General features: G+C 75.4%; 8 protein-coding genes. 1 reads left to right on the top strand and 7 read right to left on the bottom strand.

Going from position 1 to position 6,569, the window contains the following annotated elements:
- The first annotated feature begins 421 nt into the window (after positions 1–421).
- Positions 422–838: an ArsR/SmtB family transcription factor gene (locus tag ACFV61_RS33125; protein ID WP_380495721.1), complete on the top strand. Its 417-nt coding sequence runs from the start codon at positions 422–424 to the stop codon at positions 836–838.
- 10 nt (positions 839–848) lie between these two features.
- Here the strand turns inward: ACFV61_RS33125 and ACFV61_RS33120 are convergent, their stop codons facing one another.
- From ACFV61_RS33120 to ACFV61_RS33090, 7 genes are all read right to left on the bottom strand, one after another.
- Positions 849–2,231 carry a nitrate/sulfonate/bicarbonate ABC transporter ATP-binding protein gene (locus tag ACFV61_RS33120; protein WP_380495719.1) on the bottom strand — a complete coding sequence of 461 codons (1,383 nt, stop codon included), beginning with the start codon at positions 2,229–2,231 and terminating at the stop codon, positions 849–851.
- Between the two features lie 33 nt (positions 2,232–2,264).
- A complete protein-coding gene (locus ACFV61_RS33115) occupies positions 2,265–4,022 on the bottom strand; it encodes an ABC transporter permease (RefSeq protein WP_380427269.1) in 1,758 nt (585 codons plus the stop codon).
- A 289-nt stretch (positions 4,023–4,311) separates the two neighbouring features.
- Entirely contained in the window at positions 4,312–4,677 is a 366-nt protein-coding gene (locus ACFV61_RS33110) for a hypothetical protein (protein ID WP_063349737.1), read from the bottom strand.
- Complete coding sequence (locus ACFV61_RS33105) at positions 4,674–5,135, bottom strand: hypothetical protein (protein WP_107452946.1); 462 nt, start codon at positions 5,133–5,135, stop codon at positions 4,674–4,676. The genes ACFV61_RS33110 and ACFV61_RS33105 overlap by 4 nt, the downstream gene beginning before the upstream one ends.
- Before the next feature lie 100 nt (positions 5,136–5,235).
- Positions 5,236–5,643 (bottom strand): winged helix-turn-helix domain-containing protein, encoded by a 408-nt coding sequence (locus tag ACFV61_RS33100; protein ID WP_063349738.1) that lies wholly within the window; start codon positions 5,641–5,643, stop codon positions 5,236–5,238.
- A gap of 65 nt (positions 5,644–5,708) precedes the next feature.
- Positions 5,709–5,975: a hypothetical protein gene (locus tag ACFV61_RS33095; protein ID WP_380495717.1), complete on the bottom strand. Its 267-nt coding sequence runs from the start codon at positions 5,973–5,975 to the stop codon at positions 5,709–5,711.
- A gap of 73 nt (positions 5,976–6,048) precedes the next feature.
- Positions 6,049–6,321: a hypothetical protein gene (locus ACFV61_RS33090; protein ID WP_063349740.1), complete on the bottom strand. Its 273-nt coding sequence runs from the start codon at positions 6,319–6,321 to the stop codon at positions 6,049–6,051.
- Positions 6,322–6,569 lie beyond the last annotated feature (248 nt).

Genomic DNA, 6,569 nt, shown 5'->3' with positions numbered 1-6,569 from the left:
CCGCGGCCCCACCCCACCGCCGCGCCCGCCCCGCCCCCCCAGCGCGGCCGCGGCGCCCCCCCCCCGCCCCCCGCCCGGCGGGTCCGTCCTCCCCGACACCGCCCGACGGGCGGGCGTCCGAAGGCGGACCCAGGCCGCTCAGCCCCAGGGATTGTGCTCGTGCGATCCGCTGACCGCGGTACGGAACGTGGTGTGCTCGATCATCTCGTACGGACTCCAACTCCTGGACGGCGCGGCCGGTCGGCAGCGGCTGAAAGGATGGCTGAAGCCTGGCAGCCCCGGCCATCGGCCCGCTATCGACGCCCGGTGTCGACGCCCACTGGGTACGCCCGCTGGCGACGCCCGCGCCCGGCCGGACGGCACCGGCTTCGGCGCCGCCGGGGCGCCGGGGCGGTGGGGCCGGCTCGGTAGGATCCCTGGCATGGGTGCGCAGGAAGAGGCGTGGGACACGGACGCGGCGGAGCGGGCGGTCGCGGTGCTGAAGGCGGTCGCCGACCCGTCCCGGTACCGGCTGCTCTGGGCGCTGACCTGGCGGGAGCTGCCGGTCAGCGAACTGGCGGAGCTGCTGGGCGCGCACGTGGCGGCGACCTCGCAGCACCTGGCCAGGCTGCGGGCGGCCGGGTTGGTCGTCTCGCGCCGGGAGGGCACCCGGATCTTCTACCGCGCCGCCGAGGTGCGCGGCCTGCTGACGGAGGCGGCGCTGATCGCCAACGACCTGCCCGGGCGCGGTGACGGCGGCGACGGCGGCGGTACCGGCCCGGCCGCCGCGACGGCCGAGCAGCCGTTCGCCCGCGCCGTCCGCTCCGCCCGCCGCCGCCCGGCCACCGGCCAGGCCTGACTCCGGCGCTTCAGGCCGTCTCCTCGTCGAGCCGGTACTCCCGCAGGGCGGCGTCGTAGCCGAACAGCCCGGCGTAGCGGCCCCAGTCGGTGGCGGTCTCCAACTGCCGGTCGACCTGTTCGCTGGTGTAGTGGTGGGCGAGCAGGTCGCGGAAGAAGCCGGCGTGCACGGCGGCGCCGGGGCGGCCGCGCAGGCCGTTGGTGATCAGCCGGACCAGCGGGACGTCCACCGCGGCACCGGCGAAGATGGTCCGGGACTCCTGGACGTCGGCTCCGGCGAAGGCGGTGCCGGCCTCGGTGAGCAGCAGGTCGTCGCCGTGGATCTCGGCGAAGCCGAGCAGGTCTAGGGCGTCGAGCTGGGGGAGCATGTCGTCGATGTCGAGGCCGAGTTCGTCCGCGAGGTCGGCGAGGTCGCAGCAGCCGCCGCGGTGGGCGATCATCGCGGCGAGGCCGGCGAGGCCGTCCACGCTGGCGGTGGGCAGCGGGGTGTTGGCGACGGTGCGCCGGTCGGGCCGGGCGCCGTCGGCGCGGCCGGGCAGCCGGGTCTCCTTGGGGCGCCCGGTCATGATCCGGTAGACCCGGTCGACGAGTTCGTCGAAGGCGGCGGCGTCGCGGTCGCGGGGCCGGTCGAGGTCGACCTCGACGGTCTCCCGGATGGTGCCGTACGGGCGGGAGCCGAGGACGACGATGCGGTCGGCCATCAGGACCGCCTCCTCGATGTTGTGGGTGACCAGGACGACGGCGCGGGTGGGGAACTGGCCGGACTCCCACAGTTCCAGCAGCTCGCCGCGCAGGTTCTCGGCGGTGAGGACGTCCAGCGCGGAGAAGGGCTCGTCCATCATCAGCACGTCCGGTTCGACGACCAGGGCGCGGGCGAAGCCGACGCGCTGGCGCATGCCGCCGGAGAGCTCCTTGGGGTAGGCGGACTCGAAGCCGGCCAGGCCGATCAGGTCGATGGCCTGGACGGCGGCCTCGGCGCGCTCCCGGGGTGGCACGCCGCGGGCCTCCAGGCCGAGTTCGACGTTCTGCCGGACGGTCAGCCAGGGCAGCAGCGCGAAGGTCTGGAACACCAGGGCGGTGCCCGGGTTGGCGCCGGTGAGCGGGGTGCCGCGGTAGGCGACGGTGCCGGAGCTGGGCGGGATCAGCCCGGACAGGCAGCGCAGCAGGGTGGACTTGCCGGAGCCGGAGCGGCCGAGCAGGGCGACGATCTCGCCGGCCCGGACGGTGAGGTCGATGCCGGACAGCACGGGCAGCGCGCCGTCGGCGCCGGCGTAGGCCTTGGTGAGGCCGACGGTCTCCAGCAGGACCTCGCCGTCGGCGGGGGAGAACACAGCAGCAGCATCAGCGGCGGCGGGCGGTGCGGGGCGGGCGGCGCGCGGGAACGGGAAGCGCATACGGGGACCTCCGGGGCGGGGAGCGGGCGCGGGTCAGAGCGAGTAGCGGCGCTCGGCCAGGCGGTAGAGGCGGCGCCAGAGCAGCCGGTTGAGGGCGACGACGTACAGGCTCATCACCGCCACCCCGGCGAGCAGGTGCGGGTAGTCGCCGCGCTCGGTGGCCCGCGCGATGTACGCGCCGAGGCCGGTGGCGGTGAGCGTGGTGCCGCCGAAGGTGACGACCTCGGAGACGATGGAGGCGTTCCAGGCGCCGCCGGAGGCGGTGAGGCCGCCGGTGACGTAGGCCGGGAAGATCCCGGGGATGATCAGCCGCCGCCAGCGCTGCCAGCCGCGCACGCCGAGGTCGTCCATGGCCTCGCGCAGGTCGGTGGGGATGGCCATGGCGCCGGCGATGGTGTTGAACAGGATGTACCACTGGGCACCGAGGGCCATCAGCAGGACGCCGCCGAGGTCGATCGACAGCCCGGTCCGCAGCAGCAGCCAGACGACCAGCGGGAAGAGGAAGTTGGCCGGGAAGCTGGCGAGCACCTGCACCAGCGGCTGGGCGATCCGGGTCAGCCGGGGGGAGAAGCCGATCCGCACGCCGACCGGCACCCAGACCAGGGTGGCGACGGTCACCAGGACGACGACCCGGGCGAGCGTGGCGAGGCCGAGCAGCAGCGGTTCGCCGAACACGCCGAGGCCGGTCGCGCCGTGCAGGTAGCGGCCGAGGTCGACCAGGCCCCAGAGCACGAGGCCGCCGGCGACGGCGGCGAAGGCGGCGTCCCCGGCGCGCCGCCGCCCGGGGTCGACGGCCAGCGGGCGGTCGTCGGTGCCCAGCAGGCGCCCGGCCCGGGAGAGCGCCCGCCACCCCGGGCGCAGCAGCCGGCCGAGCAGTCCGGGCCAGTGCGAGCGGCGCAGCAGGTCCAGCACGACGGAGCGCTGCACCTCGGTGGCCTCGGACTGCTCGTTCTTGAAGCGTTCGGCCCAGGCGGTGAGCGGGCGCCAGAACAGCAGGTTGACGCCGACCACCAGGACGGCCATGGTGGCGATCGCCCAGCCGACCCGGCCGAGGTCGCCGGCGGCGATGGCCGCGCCCGCGTAGGAGCCGACCCCGGGCAGCGTGTAGCCCTGGTCGTCGACGCTGATCGCCTCGGAGGCGACCAGGAAGAACCAGCCGCCGCCGAAGCTCAGCATGCCGTTCCAGACCAGGCCGATCATGCCCGAGGGCAGTTCGACTTTCCAGAACCGCATCCACCGGGTGAAGCGGAACGAGCGTGACAGCTCGTCGAGTTCGGGCGGCAGCGAGACCAGCGAGCAGTAGAAGCCGAAGGTCATGTTCCAGGCCTGGGAGGTGAAGATGGCGAACACCGCCGCGCACTCCAGGCCCAGCACGGAGCCGGGGAACAGGGCGAGGAAGCCGGTCACCGCGACGGTCAGGAAGGCGAGCACCGGCACCGACTGGAGGATGTCCAGGGCCGGGATCAGGACCCGCTCCAGCCGGCGGCTGCGGGCCGCGGCGTAGGCGTAGCCGAAGGTGAAGACCACCGACACGGCGAGCGCGGCGAACATCCGCAGCAGCGAGCGGGCCGCGTCGTACGGCAGCCGCGCCGGGTCGGTGTCGACCGCCGCGTTCCGGCCGGTGGAGAACCGGACGGTGGTGCCCTGCCCGACCCGCAGCGCGAGGTAGAGCAGCACCAGGACGGCGGCCGCGACGAGCGCGTCCACCCAGGTCATCCGGGCCAGGCGGGCGGCCGTCCGGGACGGCAGTGAGCCCCGGGCGGCGCCCGGGGCCGGCTTCGGCAGGGTCATGGGGTGCACCTCCGGCGCGCACCCGGGGCCCCGGGGTCGGGAGAGGTGCGTGCGACGTCAGCGGGATCGGGACGAACGCCGCGTCCCCCCGGGCCGTCGCGTCAGGCGCGCGGGCGGGCGTGGGGGAGGCGGCCGGTACGGCGGCGCGTACTGGGAGGGTCTTCGCCCATGGCCGCCTCCTCCGGTGGTGTCGTCTGGTGCCGTCCCGGCCCGTCCTGCGGGCCCCGGGCAGTCTGCTCCTTCGGTACGTCCGTAGGCAAATGGATCCGGGGTTCCTCCGCGCGCCGGCTCAGGCCGTTTCGACGAACTCCAGCAGGTTGCCGACGGGGTCGGTGGTGTAGAAGCGGCGCCGGGGCGGCAGGCTCTCGTCCCACACCACGAGCACGCCGAGCTCGGACAGCCGCGAGGCGAAGTCGTCGATCTCGGAGACCGCGATGCCGGGGTGGGCCTTGGTGCTGGGGCGGAAGCGCTCCTCGATGCCGAGGTAGAGCCGGACCCGGCCGCCGTCGGCGGCGAACCAGCAGCCGCCGCCCTCGGTCAGCGGCCGGGGCTTGGGGATCTCGGCCATCTGCAGGACGTCGCCGTAGAAGGCCCGCAGCAGGGCCTCGCTGCCGGGGGGTGCGGAGAGCTGGACGTGGTCGAGGGCCGTGATCACTGCGGCCTCCTGTCGGGAGCGGTGTGGTGCCGGGCCGCGGTGACCAGCAGCCGGGCGGTCGGGGTGGACAGGTCGAGGTGGTGGGCGATCCACTGGGGGTCGTGCCCGTGGGTGGCGAACACCCAGGCGGTGTAGAGCCGGTTCAGGCCCGGGGCGCCGGGCGACAGCAGCAGCGGTCGGACCTGCTCCATCGGGAACCCGTCCAGGGAGCGGGCGCTGAACCACTGGGTGTCGTCCTCGCCGGGGGCGGCGGGTCGGGCGGTGCCGCGCCCGCTGCGGGCGAGCAGCAGGGCGAGGAGCAGTCCGGCCGCCGAGGCGCCGATGAGCACGCCGGAGAGGAAGAGCCGCAGCCGCCCCGGGGCGACGCCGACGGCGATCCCCTGGAGGGTGAGGAGGAGCAGGACGCCGCACAGCGCCGTCCCTCTGCTGGTCCAGGGGAACAGGGCGGTTCTGGTCACGGCGGTGTCCTCCTTCGGTGGGGTGGTGGCCGGCGGGGTGCCGCCGGGGCGGGCGATCGGGCCTCGGGCGGCGCGGTCAGGCGGCGCGGCCGGACGGCGGTCAGGCGACGCGGGTCAGGCGGGGGTCGTACTTGTAGCCGATCTGGCGGACGGTGGCGATCGCCTCCCGGTGGCCGGGGCCGAGCTTGCGGCGGATCCGGGCGATGTGGGTGGCGATGGTGCGGGTGTCGCCGGTGTCCGGCCGGCCCCAGACCGTCTCCATCAGCTGGCGGCGGGAGTGGACCCGCAGCGGGTTGTCGACCAGGTGCGCGAGCAGCTCGAACTCCAGGTAGGGGAGTGCCAGTTGCTGCCCGTCGACGGTGACGGTGCGCTGTTCGGGGTCCACCACCAGGCCGGTGTCCGGGTCGACGGCGGGCCGGGGGGCCGGTGCGGGGCGCGGCCGTCGGGGCGGGGCGGCGGCGGTGTGGTCCGAGAAGATGGCTTCGAGCCTGGGGTAGCGCACGGCCATGGCGGATGCTCCTTCGGCGGGTCGGTGCGGGGTCGGTGCGGATCTGTACGCATCGGTACGGGTGGTCAGCGGGCGGGGTGCCAGGGGTGCCAGGAGGCTTCCAGCCGGGCGGTGCCGTCCGGGGCCGTGACGGTCCGCCAGCTGGCCCGCAGCCGGGCGGGGCGGTCGGCGGAGGCGGTGGCCGGGGCCGGGGCCCGGGCCGTGACGGCGTGCAGGACGGGGCTGTCCAGCGGGCTCTCCGCCAGGCGTCGGCCCACGGCGGCGAGCGCGGCGCGCAGGCGGCCGCGGCCGGCGGACGGGAGGGAGGGGTGGAACGCGGCGACGATGGACATGGCAGGTCACCTCCGTGACAGGGCGGCGGGTGGAGGGGTGCGCGAGGGCGCGGGTGGTGCGGTCGGCGGGGCGTCAGCCGTGCGGCCGGTGGCGGGCGGCGGCGCGGCTGAGGCGGCGCGCGGCGGCCGGCGGGAGGTCCGCGAAGTCGGCGAGCCAGTCCGGGCGGTGGCCTTGGCGGGCCAGCAGGTAGGCCAGGTGCACGCGCGGCTCGTACGCGCAGGCCCGGGTGTTGGGCGTGCCGGAGTGCGGGCAGACGCCGGGGTCGTCGAGGCGGTAGTTCCTCTCGACGCCGTCGTGCAGGGCGAGGCGGACGCGCGGGCAGTGGTGGTGAAGGGCGGTGCGCATGGCCGTACTTCCTTCCTTCCCCGGGTGCGGGGCGGTCGAGGTTTCCGGGTCGGGGCCGGGGCGGCGGTACTGTCGGGCGCCGCCCCGGCGGCGGCTCAGTGGTTGAGCGCGGTCTGGACGATCTTGATGATGACCATCACCATCGCGACCAGGAGGTAGGCGCGCAGGGCGCCCATGCCGACCTTGCGGGCGGTGGACATGACCGGCTTGCCGAGGGTCTCCAGCGGGGGCATCCGCCATTCCTCGCG

It is taken from the genome of Kitasatospora sp. NPDC059817, from assembly GCF_042731835.1.
GTDB lineage: Bacteria > Actinomycetota > Actinomycetes > Streptomycetales > Streptomycetaceae > Kitasatospora.
Note: the sequence above shows the minus strand (reverse complement) of the source record. Positions and strands in the feature narration are given on the sequence as shown.